The sequence below is a fragment of the Microcystis sp. Msp_OC_L_20101000_S702 genome (assembly GCF_007095705.1).
Lineage (GTDB): Bacteria > Cyanobacteriota > Cyanobacteriia > Cyanobacteriales > Microcystaceae > Microcystis > Microcystis ichthyoblabe_A.
In genome coordinates, this window is sequence record NZ_SFBO01000168.1 from 1 (window position 1) to 17318 (window position 17318).

The 17318-nt window shown below is 40.6% G+C and carries 10 protein-coding genes and 1 pseudogene; 10 read left to right on the forward strand and 1 reads right to left on the reverse strand.

The window, feature by feature from the left end; genetic code table 11:
• From EWV60_RS17925 to EWV60_RS17965, 9 genes are all read left to right on the forward strand, one after another.
• Nucleotides 1–777, forward strand: a 777-nt coding sequence (locus EWV60_RS17925; protein WP_287233825.1) for a hypothetical protein, incomplete at its 5' end; no start/stop codon positions are given.
• Nucleotides 778–854: 77 nt separating this feature from the next.
• Nucleotides 855–4910 (forward strand): beta strand repeat-containing protein, encoded by a 4056-nt coding sequence (locus EWV60_RS17930; RefSeq protein ID WP_287233826.1) that lies wholly within the window; start codon nucleotides 855–857, stop codon nucleotides 4908–4910.
• A gap of 413 nt (nucleotides 4911–5323) precedes the next feature.
• Entirely contained in the window at nucleotides 5324–7048 is a 1725-nt protein-coding gene (locus EWV60_RS17935; protein WP_287233828.1) for a diflavin flavoprotein, read from the forward strand.
• Between the two features lie 121 nt (nucleotides 7049–7169).
• On the forward strand, nucleotides 7170–7670 hold the full coding sequence (locus tag EWV60_RS17940) for a phosphate-starvation-inducible PsiE family protein (protein ID WP_002769278.1): 501 nt from the start codon (nucleotides 7170–7172) through the stop codon (nucleotides 7668–7670).
• A gap of 155 nt (nucleotides 7671–7825) precedes the next feature.
• A complete protein-coding gene (locus EWV60_RS17945; protein WP_287233830.1) occupies nucleotides 7826–9571 on the forward strand; it encodes a diflavin flavoprotein in 1746 nt (581 codons plus the stop codon).
• Nucleotides 9572–9692: 121 nt separating this feature from the next.
• Complete coding sequence (locus tag EWV60_RS17950; RefSeq protein ID WP_287233832.1) at nucleotides 9693–10400, forward strand: hypothetical protein; 708 nt, start codon at nucleotides 9693–9695, stop codon at nucleotides 10398–10400.
• A gap of 5 nt (nucleotides 10401–10405) precedes the next feature.
• Complete coding sequence (locus tag EWV60_RS17955; protein ID WP_024970522.1) at nucleotides 10406–10678, forward strand: hypothetical protein; 273 nt, start codon at nucleotides 10406–10408, stop codon at nucleotides 10676–10678.
• A 344-nt stretch (nucleotides 10679–11022) separates the two neighbouring features.
• Nucleotides 11023–11766: a DUF1995 family protein gene (locus EWV60_RS17960; RefSeq protein WP_287233834.1), complete on the forward strand. Its 744-nt coding sequence runs from the start codon at nucleotides 11023–11025 to the stop codon at nucleotides 11764–11766.
• Between the two features lie 173 nt (nucleotides 11767–11939).
• Nucleotides 11940–15683 (forward strand): DUF7149 domain-containing protein, encoded by a 3744-nt coding sequence (locus EWV60_RS17965; RefSeq protein WP_287233836.1) that lies wholly within the window; start codon nucleotides 11940–11942, stop codon nucleotides 15681–15683.
• Between the two features lie 68 nt (nucleotides 15684–15751).
• Here EWV60_RS17965 and bioD read toward each other — a convergent pair whose 3' ends face one another.
• Nucleotides 15752–16426 carry a dethiobiotin synthase gene (gene bioD / locus EWV60_RS17970; protein WP_002763308.1) on the reverse strand — a complete coding sequence of 225 codons (675 nt, stop codon included), beginning with the start codon at nucleotides 16424–16426 and terminating at the stop codon, nucleotides 15752–15754.
• A 300-nt stretch (nucleotides 16427–16726) separates the two neighbouring features.
• Here bioD and EWV60_RS17975 point away from each other — a divergent pair.
• Nucleotides 16727–17131: pseudogene (locus EWV60_RS17975) on the forward strand (ISKra4 family transposase); the annotation flags it as partial.
• Nucleotides 17132–17318: the final 187 nt, after the last annotated feature.

The window sequence follows — 17318 nt, forward strand, 5'->3', positions numbered from 1 at the left end:
CCTCAGAGGATGTATATTTATAACTATCGGGCCTTTGATTTGTATCAGAAACCGGTTATCAGTCTCGCTATATTAGGAGATGAACGAGTAAATTGGCGACCAGATTCCTATAATTATACTATCGCCGGCTGTGAAGTGAGTCTGAAATTCCCAACGGTTAAATTACTGGACTATGAGGAAAGATGGTCAGAACTAGAAGCAAGTAGCAATCCCTTTGCTATAATAGTCATGGCACACCTGAAAACAAAAGCGACTACTGGGAAGCTGCCACAACGGGAACAGTGGAAGTGGAGGTTAATCAGGGGATTATATGAAAAGGAGTTCGAGAGAGAACAGATAATTAAACTGTTTGAAATCATCGACAATATGATGACTTTATCCCCTGAATTACAGTCAAGTTTAGAGAATAAAATTAAACAATTTGAGGAGGAAAGAACCATGCCTTTAATGAGTAATATGGAGTTACGAGGAATGGAACGTGGTAAGGAAATAGGCAAGGAAATTGGTAAGGAAATTGGTAAGGAAATAGGCAAGGAAATTGGTAAGGAAATTGGTAAGGAAATAGGCAAGGAAATTGGCGCGTTAGAAAATGCTCGTGATTTTGTCAAAACAGTTTTGCAAGCTCGCTTAGGTGAAGTTCCTTTAGATGTGGAACAATACCTGAATAAAGTTTCGGTACTATCTACAAGCAGTCTTTGGCAAGAATCCAATAATCTTATCCTAATATCTAGAAAACGGGTTTCTCGAAGGAACCCGTTTTCTTGTAATAAATGTTAATTTCTGTTACAGGGGTCTTGAAAGATTGGGGATTGTTAGGCTAAAACTGTTATTAATAAACTTTTGCTGTTAATGTCATGACTTCCTCTCTTTTGCCGATTCTTCCTGTTGTTGACGATGTTTTGTTTAATTTTGCTCAATCTGATGGTTTTTGGGCGAATTTGGCTATCGCTTTTGGCACAAGTTATGATGTGGTTAAGGCGACAGAACTACAACAGCAGTGGCAAAGCCGAAATTTTAGTCAAATTCCCCCGATTGAGGTACTCAGTGATGAGGTTTTAGGGACGGCGAATGGTGCATATTCCAGCAGTACGAATAAGATTTATCTATCAGCATCTTTTTTAAATACAGCTTCGTCAGCAGCGATAGTTAATGTAATTTTAGAAGAAATTGGGCATTATGTGGATGCTCAAATTAATCAGGTGGATAGCGCGGGAGATGAGGGGGCAATTTTTGCGGAGTTGGTTCAAGGTAACAGTCTGGATGTGGCAACCTTAGACGCTTTACGAGCAGAGAATGACCAGACAACAATTATAGTAAATGGGGAAATTATTCAAGTAGAACAGGCGGATTTTACGGGGACTAATGGGAATGATAGTATTACGGGTACATCTGGGGGTGATAATATTTTTGGGTTAGATGGCAATGATACTTTAAGTGGTCTGGGGGGAAGCGATAATATTTATGGAGGTAATGGTAATGACTCTCTTAACGGTGGGGATGGAAGTGATTACTTTACCAACGATGCGGGTAATGACACGATAAATGGTGGTAGTGGGACTGATCGCTATGAGGTTGACTACAGTAGTGCTAGTAGCGGTTTAACCATGACCTACAATACCGCTACCGGGAGTGGGACGATTACTGTCGGTACAGAAACTGATACCTTTACTTCGATTGAGAGTTTTAACGGGTTTAAGGGAACTGAGTATAATGATGTCATTTTTGGCGGGACAGAAAGTGAATTTTATTATTATTATGGCGCTCTCTCAGGTGGAAGTGGTAACGATACTATTTCAGGTAATGCTGGTTTTGACGAAATTTATGGAGAGGATGGGAATGATGTCCTCAATGGTGGTGCTGATAATGATCAACTTTATGGTGGTAGTGGGAATGATAGCCTCAATGGTGATGCAGGAGATGATTACTTTACCAATGAGGACGGTAATGACACGATAAATGGTGGTAGTGGGATTGATCGCTATGAGGCTGACTACAGCTATGCTAGTAGCGGTTTAACCATGACCTACAATACCGCTACCGGGAGTGGGACGATTACTGTCGGTACAGAAACTGATACCTTTACTTCGATTGAGAATTTTAACGGGTTTAAGGGAACTGAGTATAATGATGTCATTTTTGGCGGGACAGAAAATGAATATTATGAGGGTGGACTCAAAGGTGGAGGTGGTAACGATACTATTTCAGGTAATGCTGGTTTTGACGAAATTTATGGAGAGGATGGGAATGATGTCCTCAATGGGGGTGTAGGTAATGATGACATTTATGGTGGTAATGGTAATGATCTCCTCAATGGTGATTCAGGAGATGATTACTTTACCGGCGATGAAGGCAATAATGACACGATAAATGGTGGTGCTGGTAGTGATAGCTATCATGCTGACTACAGCTATGGTAGTAGTGGTTTAACCATGACCTACGACACCGCTGGGAGTGGAACGATTACTGTCGGTACGGAAACTGATACCTTTACTTCGATTGAGAGTTTTAACGGGTTTAAGGGAACTGATTATAATGATGTCATTTTTGGCGGTACAGCAGTAGGTTACTATGAACATTTGTATGGTAGAGAGGGTAACGATACCATTTCAGGTAATGCTGGTGCTGACATCATTGATGGAGAGGATGGGAATGATGTCCTCAATGGGGGTGCTGATAATGATCAGCTTTATGGTGGTAATGGGAATGACACCCTACAAGGAACAGATGGCGGTACAGGAGAATATGATGATTTAGTAGGAGGTTCAGGAAGCGATCGCTTTATCCTTGCAGATACGACAAAGACCTTCTATGATGACGGTTTGACAGCTACTGAAGGTACTAGCGACTACGCGGAAATTGCCGACTTTAGCACGATTGATGATACAATTCAACTACGAGGTGCAAGTAGTGACTATCTCTTAACAGTTTCTGATTCCACTACTAATCTCTACATCAACAAACCAGGAAACGAAGCAGATGAACTGATTGCTTATATCAGTAATCAAACAGCATTAAGTCTAACTGCTAGTTATTTTAGCTATGTTTCTAGTCCGACTCTTCCCAGTATTACCCTTGCAGTTTCTCCTAGCAGTGTGACAGAAGATGGGACAACAAATCTGGTTTATACCTTCACCCGCACCGGAGTAACCACTAATTCTTTAACAGTTAACTATACAGTTAGTGGGACAGCAACCAATGGAACCGATTACGCTTCTATTCCCACCAGCGTCATCTTTGCGGCTGGTTCATCGACCGCGACGGTAATCGTTGACCCCACTGCTGACACAACAGTAGAAAGTAACGAAACTGTTATTTTAACCCTTGCTGCGGGGACAGGTTATACAATAGGTACGACCACCCCAGTGACGGGAACAATTAATAATGATGACAGTGCCTCTATTTCAATCAATGACGTAACTGTTAGCGAAGGAAATAGCGGGACTACCAATGCAGTCTTTACCGTCACCCTTTCCAATCCAGTTGATACATCTGTCACCCTCAATTACGCTACAGCCAATGGAACCGCTACCACAGCAGATAATGATTATACAGCGATTGCTACTACTCCCTTAACCTTCAATGTTGGGGAGACTTCTAAGACGATTACTGTTGCTGTCAATGGCGATACTAAAGTTGAAAATAACGAGACTTTCTTCGTCAATCTGAGTAACTTACAAGCCAATGGTCGTAATGTTACGATAACCGATAATCAAGGACAAGGTACGATTAATGATGACGATAGCACTGTCACCTCGCAACTCTCCATCAATGACATCACCGTGGTGGAAGGTCAAAATAGTAATGCAATCCTCACCGTCACTGTAAATAATCCAAGTACACAACCAATTAGCGTCAACTATACCACTGCACCCATTAACGCTACCGCCAATGTAGATTACACTAGCAAAACTGGAACTATCACCATTGCACCTAATACTGCCACCGCTACTATTAGCATTCCCATCCTCAATGATAACCTCAATGAACCTGATGAAGCTTTTACAGTAACCCTGTCAAATGCGGTTAATGCTACCATCAATCCCGACGAAGCAATTGGACAGGTAATTATTACTGACACCCTACAAAGCAGCATTACTCGAACCTTACCCAATAATGTGGAAAACCTCAGACTAATTGGCAGTAATAATATTAATGGTACGGGTAACGCTGCTAACAATAAAATTACCGGAAATAGCGGTAACAATATCCTCGCTGGTGCTAATGGTAACGATATTTACTGTTTCAATGCTTCAACCCAATTAGCAAGCGATACCATCCAAGAAACTACCACCGGCGGTATCGATACCCTCGACTTTACTGGGACAAATACCGCAGTAAGAGTTAACTTGGGGACTACTGCTGTCCAAACCGCCGTTACCAATAATCTAAAATTGACTTTTTCGGCAAATAACACCATCGAAAATATTATTAGCGATAGCGGTAATGACCGACTAACCGGGAATAGCCTTAATAATACTCTAACTGGTCGTGGTGGCAACGATCAATTAACCGGTCAAAACGGAAACGATAGGTTAATTGGTGGTTTTGGTGATGATTTACTTACTGGTGGTAATGGTAGCGATAATTTTATCTTCAACAGTAGTAATTTAGGCATCGATGCCATCAGCGATTTCACCCCCGGCAGTGATAAAATAGTATTAAGTAAAGCCATCTTTACTGCCTTACAAAGTATCATTGGCAATGGCTTCAGTCAACCGGCTGAATTTGCCAGCGTCGCTGACGATGATTTAGTCGCCACTAGCAGTGCTTTTATCGTTTACAGTAACAGCAGTGGCAGTATTTACTACAATCAAAATGGTAGTGCTGCTGGTTTAGGAAGTGGCTTTGAATTTGCCAATTTGTTGACTGTTCCTACCCTGATAGCGGCTGATTTCACACTGATAAATTAACCTGGCCACACAGAGAAAAAGGGTTTCTTGAAGAAACCCTTTTTCTGGACTTGTGTTAAGGGTTACAGGTTCACCCATAGACTGACATCGAAAACAAAACACCCCAAGAGAGCGAGAGAGCAAAAACGAGGGAAATATTAAGAATTGTGTAAAAAGCTTGACAAATAGGCAAAAGTGCAGTAGGTAAAACCGAGGACTAAGCTAACCGGTGGATAGGATGCACAATCAGTATTCAGGTCTTGATTCGGTAGGGCCAGCACTCAAATTAATATCCGCAACCATAGAGAAAAGGTTATATAAATCTAACTAATCATTGACTTGAGTAATTGGTATTTTACAAATCCCTGAAAGCAAGTCACCATAGGAATTAAGCAAATGCAGTTCCGCATCAAATCCTGTGGGAGATAGAAATTATGGTTGCTTTAATCACCCCAAAACCCGCTAAAACCAGCCGTTTAACCACACAAATCCAAGAAATCGCCGAAAATACCTTTACCCTGCGCTGTTTGGATTGGGACCGCGATCGCTTTGATATCGAATTTGGTTTAGAAAACGGTACCACTTATAACTCTTTTGTTATTCAAGGGGAAAAAACCGCTCTCATTGATACATCTCACCGCAAATTCGATCGCCTTTATCTGGAGGAATTAACTAAACTAATCAACATCAATCATCTTGATTATTTAATTATCAGTCACACCGAACCCGACCACAGTGGTTTAGTCAAAGAAGTTTTAGAATTAGTCCCAGAAGTTACCGTGGTGGGGGCAAAAGTTGCCATGCAATTCCTCGAAAACATGGTACACAGACCCTTTAAACAGTTAATAGTTAAAAGTGGTGATACTTTAGATTTAGGTAATGGCCATGTTTTAGAATTTGTTGCGGCCCCTAATCTTCATTGGCCTGATACTATCTTCACTTTTGATGCTAAAACTGCCACCCTTTTTACCTGTGATGCCTTCGGAATGCACTTTTGTGACGATCAAACCTATGATCGAGAAAAAGACCTGCTAGAAGGCGATTTTCAAACCTATTATGACTGTCTGATGCGACCGAATGCTCGTTCGGTTTTAGGGGCAATTAAAAGGATCGAGAAATTTGAGATTAATCTCATTGCCACCGGTCACGGCCCCCTATTAAAACACCATATTTCTGATTGGGTGGGACGCTATCAAACTTGGAGTCAAGAACAAACTTCTGCTGATACTTTAGTGACTGTATTTTTTACCCAAGATTACGGACAAAGCGAACATTTAGCTACTATGATTAGTCAGGGTTTGAATAAAAATGATGTGGTGACAGAATTAGTCGATATGAATAATGCTGATCCCCACGAAGTCAGAGAATTGATCAATCAATCTAAGGGAGTTATCGTCGGAATGCCTCCCCAATCTTCCCCGATTAACCAGACGATTTTAAGCACGATTATTGCTTCAATCAATGGCAAACAAGCGGTAGGATTATTTGAGTCAGGAGGTGGGGAAGATGAACCAATTTTCCCCTTAAGAAATAAATTACAGGAAATCGGGGCGATCGAAGCTTTTCCTCCTCTTTTAGTTAAAGACAATACCAATCAATCCCTCGATTTAATTGCCGATGAAGCAGGAACCGAACTCGGCCAATGGTTAAGCCGAGAAAAAACAATTAAACAAATTAAATCGATTAATAACGACTTAGAAAAGGCTCTAGGACGTATTAGCACCGGATTATACCTAATTACTTCCCAAAAAGCCGATTTATCTAGTGCCATGATTGCCTCTTGGGTGACACAAGCAAGTTTAAATCCTTTAGGTGTGGCGATTGCAGTGGCTAAAGATCGAGCAATGGTATCCTTTTTACAGCCTAGCGATACCTTTGTTTTAAATGTTTTAGCTGAGGATAATTACCAGAAATTAATGAAACATTTCCTCAAGCGTTTCTCTCCCGGTGCCAATCGTTTTGAAGGCATTAAAACCTACACTGCTAACAATGGATCACCAATTTTAGCCGATGCCTTAGCTTATATAGAATGTCAAGTCACCAGTCGTTTAGATTGCGGCGATCATTGGGTAGTTTATTGTACCGTTAATAGCGGACGAGTTGCCCGTTTAGATACCTTAACTGCTGTCCATCATCGCAAAGTTGGCAATCATTATTAACAGTTATCAGTTATCAGTTATCAGGAGGCAGGAGGCAGGAGATTATTTTTATTTATTCTTCCCATCACCCTACTTCCCCACTTTCCTAACACCAAATTTTATCAATTTTAGGAGCAATAAAATGTACGAACCAATTAAAAAACCTTCCCCAATGATGGTGAGAGTAGTACAAGTCTTAGAAATGATTCAAGATTTAATTGTCATTTCTCTCTGTATTGGTTTATTTAGCTTCATGGTGTTAGAAGTCAGAGAAATGTTTATGTCGCTGCTGCCACCGATTCAATTTCGGATTATTACCGCCGATATTTTATTCCTCTTAATTCTAGTAGAATTGTTCCGATTGTTAATTATTTATTTGCAAGAAAAACGAGTTTCTATCGGTGTTGCTGTGGAAGTTTCGATCGTCTCGGTTTTGCGAGAATTAATTGTCAGAGGAGTCCTAGAAACTAATTGGACACAAGTATTAGCCGCCTGTGCTTTTCTAATAGTTCTCGGCACATTAATGGTGTTAAGAGTTTGGCTTCCTCCCACCTTTGAAGGTATCGATCCCGAACAAAAAGTTTCGGAGCGTTATCGTCAACATTTAGTTAAAGAATTAACTGAAATAAACAGCAAAACTTAATCAGTTATCAGTTATCAGTTATCAGTTATCAGTTAGAAGGGGATAGGTAAATGGGGGAATAGGGAAATGGGGAGATAGAGTAATTTCAACTAAAACCCTAAAACCCTAAAACCCTAAAACCCAACACCCAACACCCAACACCCAACTTAACAACTATGACCACTACTACCTTAATTCCCAATCCTGCTATTAATAATCGCTCCCGCGATGTTAAAACCGCCGAAATTGCCGATCAAACTTGGGTTTTTCGCTCGCGTACTTGGGACAGATTAAAATTTGAAATAGAATATGGTCGTCAACGGGGAACCACGGCTAATTCCTATCTTATCTGGGGCGATAAAACCGCCTTAATCGATCCTCCTGGAGAATCCTTCACCGAAATTTATTTAGAAGAAATTCGTCAATATGTCCCCTTACATCGTCTCGATTATCTGATTCTCAGTCACGTTAATCCCAACCGTATCGTCACTTTAAAGGCATTATTAGACCAAACCCATCAAATCACCATCCTCTGTTCTAAAGCTGCCGTCAATACCCTGAAAAATGCCTTGCCTGATGCCCAAATTTTGGGAATACGAACCGATGAAATCCTTGATTTAGGGCAGGGTCATCAACTCAGTTTTATTAATGTCCCTACGCCGCGCTGGCCTGATGGAATCTGCACTTTTGACCAAAAAACCCAAATTTTATACAGCGATAAATTCTTTAGTGTGCATCTGTGCAGTGACGATATTTGGGATAAAAATTGGAAAGAATTAGACGCAGATCGTCGTTATTATTTTGATTGTCTCCATGCCGTGCAATCTAAAACAGTAGAAACAGCCCTCGACAAAATTAAAGAATTTCCCGCCCAATATTATGCACCTGCCCACGGTCCGATAATTCGTTATAGTCTTAGTCGTCTTGCCCACGATTATCGTTATTGGTGTCAAGAACAAAAAACTCGACCCCTACAAGTGGCTTTATTATATGCTTCTGCCTACGGAAATACTGCCACCCTGGCCCGGTCGATCGAACGAGGATTATTAGAAAATGATCTGGCCGTAGAATCAATCAATTGTGAGTTTGCCACCCCCGCCGAAATTAGTCAAGCGATCGAAAATTGTGACGGATTTATTATCGGTTCTCCCACCTTAGCTGGTCACGCTCCTACCCAGATTCAAACCGCTTTAGGAATCGTTCTTTCCACGGCAGCAAAAACTAAATTAGCTGGGGTTTTTGGTTCCTACGGTTGGAGTGGGGAAGCGGTAGATTTAATTGAAACTAAACTCAAAGATGCCAATTATCGCCTCGGTTTTGAGTCTTTGCGCGTGCGTTTTAGCCCCACAGAAAGCAGTTTACAAGCAGGTTATTCAGCCGGAGAAACTTTTGCCCAGACCTTGAAAAAAACCAAAAAATTGCGGGTTCCCCAACAGGGAATGACCGAAACACAAATCGATCGCACTGCCCAGGCCGTTGGTCGGATCGTCGGTTCCCTTTCTGTTCTCACCACTCGTCAGGGCGAGGATCATGCTGGTTTCTTGACCTCTTGGGTATCCCAAGCCAGTTTTAACCCCCCGGGGCTAATTATCGCCGTTGCTGACGAACAAGCCGCCGATCGCCTAATTAACTCCAGAACCGCCTTTACCTTGAATATTCTCAAGGAAGGGCGCAATTTACGCCGCCATTTTTCCAATTGCATCAAATCCGGCAGCGATGTCTTTACGGAATTAGAAACCCAAGTCGGGGAAAATGGCTGTCTGATTTTAAGCGAAAGTCTCGCCTATCTAGAGTGTACGGTCAAAGAGCGACAACTCTGCGGCGATCGCTGGTTAGTCTATGCCACGGTCGAGCGGGGTCAAGTTTTGGATGGTAACGGTGTCACCGCCATCGGTCATCGCAAATCTGGTAGTCAGTATTAAAACTGGACTAACGGGGCAAAGTTCCTGACTTTCCCCGTGTAATCAGCCTAGATTTCTGGGAAACGAATGTTATGTTATTATCTAAGGCTGTCCGACCGGGCCATTTTGTCTTTGTTTCCCCATGAAAAAATTGCCGCTAATCCTATCGGTGGGGAGTGTCGCTTTATTGTTGGTGGGATGTCCAGCTTCTGACCAAGCTAATCAATCCCCACCGATTACCCAAGAAACCCCCACCCCCTCTCCCAGTCCCCCGGCTGCCCAACCACCCGCCTTTAGCAATCCTAGGCAACCGGCTACCGAACCAGCCACCCCCAGGATACCTGGATTGATTCCCGCCACCGATCCCGACCAAAAACGGGCAGAAATTAATCGCGGTCGCAGGGATCCCTTTGCCCCCTTTCCCGTACAACCAAATATTACAATCACAGTGGCGGAAGAACCCCCGGCTGGGACTCCGGTGGCCACCGCACCCGCACCAATGGGCAATCCTCCCACCCCCAGACCACCGATAGTGAAAGGGCCGCCACCACCACCGCAACCGACGGAAGCGGAAGAAGTGCAAGTATCGGGCATTCTCCGGTTGCCTACCACTCCTATGGCGATCGTGAAAGCCCCCGGAGAAGCCACGGAACGTCGAGTTATCCCCGGTTCTACCCTCTCTAATGGTTTAATTTTAGTTAAAGCGATCAATACTAATCCCGATAACCCCTCTATTGTCTTAGAACAATACGGTCAAACTATTACCCGTCGCCTAGGGGATGGTGTCCCTGAACCCGCCGCCGCACCGCAAGCCTCGATCAGCTATAATGTTTCCGAATCAGGAGAATAAAACCCGTGCGATCGATTGCTATTCAACAAAAACAAACTATTATTTATCCCCAAATGCCCTTGGCTATCTATCGAGAATTAGCCAGCCATTTACAACAGGTTCAGGGTGTGGAAACCCATCTCACTCCCCAGCAGTTCCAACAATTCGATTATCACCAAAGTCAGATCGGTAGTCTAGAAATTAACTATACCGAGACTTTTCAGGAAAGCGATCGCACTCTAGTCACGGCAATTCTCGGTTATTATGCCCAACGTCACGGCTCCTATCAACTTTCCTAAGCTTTCTCTCCTCACCTTTTCCCCGATTACCGACTTTCTTCTTAAAAACTAAAGGTATTTTATAGGATTTATCTTAATGCTGGGGATGATGCCAGATATCGTCATACTTCATCTAAACTTAAGTAGGGTTTGCGGCAAAAAGTACGGGCGAAGCATTCGGATAGAAAATCTACGGTTTCACCGATAGGTTATTGCCCGAATGCTTCGCCCCTACAGGACGTAGGGTTCATTCATGAATCAACCCTACCTTTTATAAAAATTAAAATCTTTCTGATTTTAAGCCACCGACGACCAGTGGTAGTCACTGATAACTGATAACTGATAACTGATAACTGATAACTGAAATGACCCTACCCAATTCCCTAGAAGAAACGATCCTGCAAGCGAAAGCCGCCACTCAACTGGCTCTAGAATCGGGAGCTAGACGCATACAAGTGGAATTAGTTATCCCAGAAATTGCTCTACAAGCGCAAGCTTTAGCCCTTGATTTTACCTCTATTTTTGACAGTTATGGTTCTGGTTTAAGGGTAATTTTTCCCGATACTGGAGCCGCCATGTTAGCTCGACGGGATTGGGGAGAAACAGTTTTTCAATTGGGAGATTTAGGTAGTCGTTTTATTCCCATCGAAAACAAAATTAAGCCCGAAGATGAAGCTTTTTTAGTTGTTTGTCCCTCCTCGGTTGAGATTAATTCCGTAGAAAAACTCTGTAACCTGGCCGAAGATCGTCCCGTAGTTCTTCTAATTCCCCAATTGGAAGATGTATCGGTAGTGGGTATCGGTTACGCAGCCCGACAATTGCGAGAAAGATTTTTAAGTATCCTAGAAAGTTGTTATTATTTTCGTCCCTTGGAATCAGCGATCGTTTATCGCTCCTATCCTTCCTTGTGGCAAGTTTGGCTAGAAAAAGAAGACGGTTACGAGTTAATTTCCGAACAGTCCACTAAACCCATGGGCGAAGCTTTAGAAAATCTGATTCTGAAAGCTTCTAGTAATAATCCTGAGGATAGTTCTAATCCTGCTAACAAAGCCAAAAAGTCGGGTTTATTTGCCACTATGGGACGCTTCTTAAAAGCATTGCAACAGTGACATACTCCCCCCGTCAAGCTAGACTGTGACGGGGGATTATTTCCCCATTGCTGTTAGAAATTCCTTGCTTCGACAGATTGACCTCGATTGCAACTTTTATCCTTCTATTTTAACCGATCATTTGGCAATGCTATAATAAAATTAATCGGTAGTTTCCCTAGAGGTAAACTTTTATGATCGTCAATAAGCGAGAACTTAAGCAAACCTTAAATCGGATGTACTTGAAAATCAAGCCTGATACTGAAACAATTCAGGTTTTTCAAGCTAATTTGACGCGCTTGTTGGAGCAATGTGACAGCAAAAAGTCCGAAGAGTTTAATAAAAATTTGCTGATAGATTTTTTTAAAAATACCTATTATTCTGATCGCTATTTTATCAATACAAAAGAGCGCATTGATCTGGTGATTCATAATAACCAGGATGTTAAAAGTCCAGTGGGGATCATTTTTGAGACTAAGAAACCTACTCGGACAATAAATGCAGAAATGCCAAGACTGGATCATCTCAATACTAAGGCTTTTCAGCAGTTAGTTTTATATTTTCTCCGCGAAAGGGTGACGGATAAAAATCTTGAGATTAAACACTTGATCGTAACAAATATTTATGAGTGGTTTATTTTCGATGCGAAGATTTTTGAGGAGTTGTTTTTTGCTAATAAGGCTCTAGTTAACCAGTTTTGCGATTTTGAAGAAGGGAGACTGAGTAGTACAAAAACGGATTTTTTCTATCAACAAATTGCCGAACCAGCGATCACTAAAGTTATTGAGCAAATTAAGTTTACTCATTTTGATCTGCGAGAACTGGAAAATTTAGATTTGCTTGATATTTACAAGATTCTTTCGCCAGAACATTTACTTAAGTTACCTTTTGTTAATGACAGTAATACTTTAAATAAGCCTTTTTATAATGAGCTTTTGTATATTATCGGTTTGACGGAAATTAAGGATAAAGGGAAGAAGTTAATCGGACGAATGAAAGAATGCGATCGCTGTGATGGTTCCCTGATTGAAAATGCGATTAGTCGGTTGGATAGTCTAGATAAGACTTCAAAATTAACTGAAGAGTTTGGAACTACGGATGAGGAACGGCTTTTTAATGTGGCGTTGCGGTTATCAATTAATTGGATTAATCGGGTTTTGTTTCTCAAACTATTGGAAGCGCAATTAATTAAATATCATCAAGGCGATCGAGATTTTGCTTTTCTCAACTTGGCGAAAGTTCCCAGTTATGATGATCTCGATAGTTTATTTTTTGATGTGTTAGCTAGGGAGACAAATAAGCGCGAGGCTAAGGTTAAAACGACTTTTGCTCATCTACCTTATTTAAATAGTTCGTTATTTGAGCCAACGGAGACGGAACAGCAAACGATTTTTATTGGCAATTTGCGGGAGCGAACTTTACCCATTTTTGCAGGTACGGTGCTAAAAGATAATCAGGGTAATAAGCGAGTAGGTGAGTTAAATGCGTTGGCTTATTTGTTTGAGTTTTTGGATGCTTATAAATTCGATCGAGATGAGTTAGAAAATCCTCAAGAAGATAGCGAAAAGTTAATTAATGCTTCGGTGTTGGGGTTAATTTTTGAAAAGATTAATGGTTATAAGGATGGTTCTTTTTATACACCGAGTTTTATTACTATGTATATGTGTCGGGAAACGATACGAAGAGCGATCGTGCAGAAGTTTAATGAAGTAAAAGGCTGGAATTGTCAAACTTTAGATGATTTATATGAACGAATTGAGGATAAAAGAGAGGCAAATGTTATTATTAATAGCCTGAAGATTTGCGATCCGGCGGTGGGTTCGGGACATTTTTTAGTTTCAGCTTTGAATGAGATAATCGCGATTAAGAGTGAGTTACGGGTTTTATTAGATAGTTCGGGTAAGTCGCTAAAAGATTATCGGGTAGAGGTGCGAAACGATAAGTTATTGGTTTATGATGATGAGGGGAATTTATTTGCTTATCATCCGAATAATAAAGAAAAGCAACGGGTACAGCAAGCCTTATTTCATGAGAAACAGACGATTATTGAAGGGTGTTTATTTGGGGTGGATATTAACCCTAATTCCGTGACTATTTGTCGCTTGCGGTTATGGATTGAGCTTTTAAAAAATGCTTATTATCGAGAGGATGGCAATTTAGAAACTTTGCCAAATATTGATATTAATATCAAGTGTGGTAATTCTTTGATTAGTCGCTTTACTTTGGATGTGGATGTTAAACAGGTTTTACAGAAGCAGAGGTTTAGTATTGAGCAATATCGCAATGCGGTACAGACTTATCGCAATGCGGAAAATAAGGAACAAAAGCGGGAGATGGAAACGCTGATTGCTAAGATTAAGGCGGGTTTTAGTGCTAATTTATTAATTAGTGATCCTAAGAAGGTGAAGTTACGTCAATTACAAGGGGAACTTTATAATCTGGAAAATCAGGGTTTATTGTTTGAGGAGACTAAGACGGAGCAAAAAGCGCGGGAGAAAAAAGTAACTAAGTTAAATAATGAGATTGACAAGCTAACTGCTGAAATTGCAGATATTGAAAGCGGTAGGCTGTATGATAATGCTTTAGAATGGCGGTTTGAGTTTCCTGAAGTGTTGAATGATGACGGGGATTTTGTTGGGTTTGATGTGGTGATTGGGAATCCTCCTTATGGGGCTATCTTATGCGATATCGAAAAAGAGTTTATGAAACTTGAATATTCAGATTGTCACACTAGATGGACAGATACTTTTAATTACTTTATCGGAAAAACTTTGCTAATCGCAAAAGAAAATTCATGTAACTGTTTAATTATACCAAATAATTTTTTGTTTCAGAATGAGTATGAAAAATCGCGAAGAAACCTTCTTGCTTTATCTTCAATTGATTTAGTAATAAACTTAGGCGATAATGTTTTTGATGATGCAGAGGTTCCTACTACAATTCTTTTATTTAAGAAAGAAGTCAATCCTAATTATTTTATTGAATATGCAGATTTAAGATCATTTAAAAAATCTAATATTCTATTTCAACAAACTGAATTTTCTAAATACTCAAAAATTGATGTATTAGACACTCCATCTTCAGTTTTTGGAGTTAATAGATTGTTAGCCTCTATTAACGATAGAAATTCTAGCAGTATAAAATTAATTGATGAAATTGCTCTTGAGGTTGCAAACGGTATTCAACCTACTGGTGATAAAATATTCAGAATTCATTCTTCTGAAGCAAATGAGCTTGGAATAGAACCATCTATATTAAAAAATGTATTAGTAGGAAGCAATTTCAATAAATACGTCACATATGAAAGTGATTTTAAAGTCATATATACTACAAAATCAGTCAATATCAATGACTATCCAAATTGCTTGTCATATTTGGAAAAATACAAGGATAAATTGGAAAGTAAACGGGAAACAAAAAAAGGAATTTTACCTTGGTGGTGTTTGCATTGGGCGCGATACAAAGAACTTTTTGAAGAAGATAAAATTATTATTAGACAGACTGCGGATCGTGTAATTGCGACTATTGATACTGATTCATACTACGCTATGAATAATGTAATCATATTGAAGATTAAAGAAGAATATAAAATAGATTTTGATTACAAATTTCTTGTTGGCATTTTAAATTCAAAGTTAATTGATTATATTTATAAACAGTTAACTCAAGAAGAAAATAGAACTTTTGCCGAAGTTAAACCAATTAATATTAGAAAGCTACCTATTATAGCTACAGATTTACATCAAAAAAATATAATTATTGACATTGTTGACAAAATTCTCGCCGCTAAAAAAGACGATCCTAACGCTAACACAAGCGAATTAGAAAAGCAGATCGATCACTTAGTTTACAAACTCTATCAACTCACCTATAATGAAGTAAAAATCATTGATCCAGAATTTGCCCTAACAGAACAAGAATATCTGGACTTACCCTAATTTATTCTCTTACCCCCCCGATGTCGGGGGCAGGGGGGGTTGCCTTTTGCCTCGTCTCAACAAGCAATTTAAATGCTTGACAGCTTAATTTCCGGCCAACTAGCTACCACCGAGGCCAATTTATCCAAATCCCGACGATCTTCGATAAAGGGAAAAACACCTAAAACCGGACAATTAGTCAAGGATTGAATTAAATCGATCGGTGTTAACTGCTCTATCTCCGTCTCCGTGCGCGGTTCGAGACAATTAAGGATAATTCCGCCCAAATTGACCTTTTTCTGCTCTGCTAGGGCAATATTAGCCACCGTTTGGGAAATCGCTCCCAATTTCACCGGCACCACTAAAAGGGTTTTTAACCGCCATTGAGCCGCTAAATCCGCCAAAGTTAGCTCGTGAGTGACAGGACAACCTAAACCCCCTAAACCCTCAATTAAAACCAAATCTTGGCTTTTTTGTAGGTTCAGCAGAGCTTGCCACACTGTCCCTAAAGGAATATCTCGACCCTCCAAATCAGCAGCCACAGGAGGCGCTAAGGGTGCTTGATATTGCAGCGGTGTGATCATTTCTAATTGACCCTGAAATAAGCCCTCATACCATTCTCGATCGCCTTGACCCGTTTGCATTAATTTCATCAGACCCAAGGCCTTGGATGGATAGTATTTTTGCCAATAAGCCACTAAAGCAGTGGTGACAACGGTTTTACCCGCATCGGTATCCGTAGCCGCAATCAAAAGACTATTCATAAAACTCCCAGGCTCAGTCAAGATCAGGTGAAATCACCAGCATCTATCATCTTATCCCCCATCACCCCACTTCCCCATCACCCCACACCCGTTCGGACCTCGGCGTGAGACTTCGGCGTGAGACTTCGGCGTGAGACTTCGGCGTGAGACTTCGGCGTGAGACTTCGGCGTGAGCTCAGTCGAACGCTGAGCTCACGGCCGAAGCCTGTCTCCTGTCTCGACTAGGAAATCAATTTTGCACGACTACTTAATATTTATAACTTACAATTCAGAATATAGCTCGATAGGAGGAACAATCCAATGCTATCAGAAAATGAAAAAAGAATTAAAGAGTTATGTCAAGAGTTAGGGCAATGTCTTTATAAACAATCCCAAGTTGAGGAATTTAATAACTTGGCAGAGATAGAGGAGACTGTTAGAGATTTAATGATTGAGTATGTCAACCCAGAAATCGGTATTTTTTTGTCAAAACAAGCACTGGAGAAACCGCCGGTCGGATGAGAAAAGTGAAAAGCATTTTGGGGGAATTAGCAATTACAGAAAAACAAGCGAAAAAATTAGATATAAAGTCTCAGACTCAGATGAGTCCAATGTTAGAGAAGAACTGTTTGCTATTAAGTGGCTGACAGGGGGACAAACAAGCTGAAAAGCTTATATAGCATAAAATACAGACACAGACTCCAAAAAAAGATAAGTCATATTTACCATATATGACCTAAATAACGAAAATGATAAGTGAACTATACCAGAAAGTGTTAGAAAATGAACTGGGACGAGCCGGATATCTACTGTTGTTAATGATAGTTGGAACCTTGCAAATACTAAAGCAAGCTAAGTTAGAGATATTAGCAGAAGCACTACCAATACCAATCCTGTTTGAGAGTCGGAGAAA

What these genes read in the sequence shown, in the direction of transcription:
- EWV60_RS17930 (WP_287233826.1), top strand. Translation starts at nt 855, where the DNA reads ATGACTTCCTCTCTTTTGCCGATTCTTCCTGTTGTTGACGATGTTTTG.
- EWV60_RS17935 (WP_287233828.1), top strand. Translation starts at nt 5,324, where the DNA reads ATGGTTGCTTTAATCACCCCAAAACCCGCTAAAACCAGCCGTTTAACC.
- EWV60_RS17940 (WP_002769278.1), top strand. Translation starts at nt 7,170, where the DNA reads ATGTACGAACCAATTAAAAAACCTTCCCCAATGATGGTGAGAGTAGTA.
- EWV60_RS17945 (WP_287233830.1), top strand. Translation starts at nt 7,826, where the DNA reads ATGACCACTACTACCTTAATTCCCAATCCTGCTATTAATAATCGCTCC.
- EWV60_RS17950 (WP_287233832.1), top strand. Translation starts at nt 9,693, where the DNA reads ATGAAAAAATTGCCGCTAATCCTATCGGTGGGGAGTGTCGCTTTATTG.
- EWV60_RS17960 (WP_287233834.1), top strand. Translation starts at nt 11,023, where the DNA reads ATGACCCTACCCAATTCCCTAGAAGAAACGATCCTGCAAGCGAAAGCC.
- EWV60_RS17965 (WP_287233836.1), top strand. Translation starts at nt 11,940, where the DNA reads ATGATCGTCAATAAGCGAGAACTTAAGCAAACCTTAAATCGGATGTAC.
- bioD (WP_002763308.1), bottom strand. Translation starts at nt 16,426, where the DNA reads ATGAATAGTCTTTTGATTGCGGCTACGGATACCGATGCGGGTAAAACC.